The organism is Psychrobacter sp. (genome assembly GCF_036731945.1).
Taxonomy (GTDB): Bacteria; Pseudomonadota; Gammaproteobacteria; order Pseudomonadales; family Moraxellaceae; genus Psychrobacter.
The window spans coordinates 9884-11184 of record NZ_DAINDI010000034.1; the positions used below are offsets into that span (position 1 = coordinate 9884).

The following is a 1301-nucleotide window of genomic DNA, read 5'->3' on the forward strand; positions in this document are numbered from 1 at the left end:
CGCCAAACGAAGACCCAAACGCGCTGATGATTGAAGCCAGTCAAGTCATTACTGAATTATCGGCTTTGATTGAACGTATTCACCGAACTAATGCTGTCGCTCAGACCAATGAAGGTCAATCGATGCTGACACTATTGATCGAACGTGATACCTTAGAGATGCGACATAAGTTATTGATTGAGGCCATTGAAGCCACTGATACCGAGGTTGACCGTTATAGCCCTCGCGAGATTAAATGGCATATCATGGTTTCGGTTGCCGGTTTACAAAAGCAAGCCGATGACATCGCGATGAAACTACGTAAGATTAATATTGTCATTCAAGCTAATAACTGGCAAATTGACCTTGTAGAATAAATACTTTTAAACCATTAATATGAGAATTTTCTGTCCGTTTTATTTATTTAACAATAATAATAAAAGGACAGACCACCCTTTTGGAACCGACTGGGCGAGTGTCAGACCCCAAACCGCCACAGCAGGGGGTTGAAAACATACTGTAGTGGCTGCTACGCGTTGCGGGCAGACGCTTTTTTTACCATTCATGCCCTGCACCCGTCACAACTCACAAGGCACTATTTAGACCTTACTACCAGACACTGACAGTCGGTTTCAATCTTATTTTTAATGCTTTTCGTTATTGCCATTGAGTGCCTTTTCCTTATCTTCGGCGCCAAATCATCAGCAGAAAATCATTTGAAATAATCAATCAGAGCCGATTACGTCTAAAAACTGTTATTTTGAGCGCAAAATTAGCACTCTGTTACCCAATTAAACCGTCGCAGTGATATCATATGTGTATGATGTACGCGATAAATTTAAGCATTTAATTCATTCTTAATAACCATGTTTATGACATGGTTATTTTGTTATGGATGCTTTGTTTTTTATCATCGCGTTTTTATTATTTACGTAACACTGTTGAGTATCGTTATGCCCCAATCTCGTACCAATCTAAACCCAAAACCCAAACAGGATTCTCCTTATTTAGTTGGCGTCATGTTGCGCTACAGTACTTTTGCCGCCGCGACCCTGCTGTTTATAGCGGGGCTGTTATTGATGAATTGGTGGCTGATTATTCTTGGCGGATTGGGTGTGGGTTTGGGGATTTATGATGTCATACAGGCAAAGCATGCCATCTTAAGAAACTATCCAGTTGCAGGGCATATTCGCTATGTGCTTGAGGATTTTCGCCCTGAAATTCGTCAGTATTTATTAGAAAATGACAAAGAACAAGTGCCGTTTTCACGCCAGCAGCGCGCACTGGTGTATCAACGAGCAAAAAACGTCAGTGATACCAAT

At 41.2% G+C, this 1301-nt stretch carries 1 protein-coding gene and 1 pseudogene; both read left to right on the forward strand.

Annotated elements, in window-relative coordinates; translation table 11 throughout:
• The coding region (locus tag V7D75_RS08440) for a DIP1984 family protein (RefSeq protein WP_333614210.1) at nucleotides 1–356 on the forward strand (356 nt) is incomplete at its 5' end.
• 576 nt (nucleotides 357–932) lie between these two features.
• Nucleotides 933–1301: pseudogene (locus tag V7D75_RS08445) on the forward strand (FMN-binding glutamate synthase family protein); the annotation flags it as partial.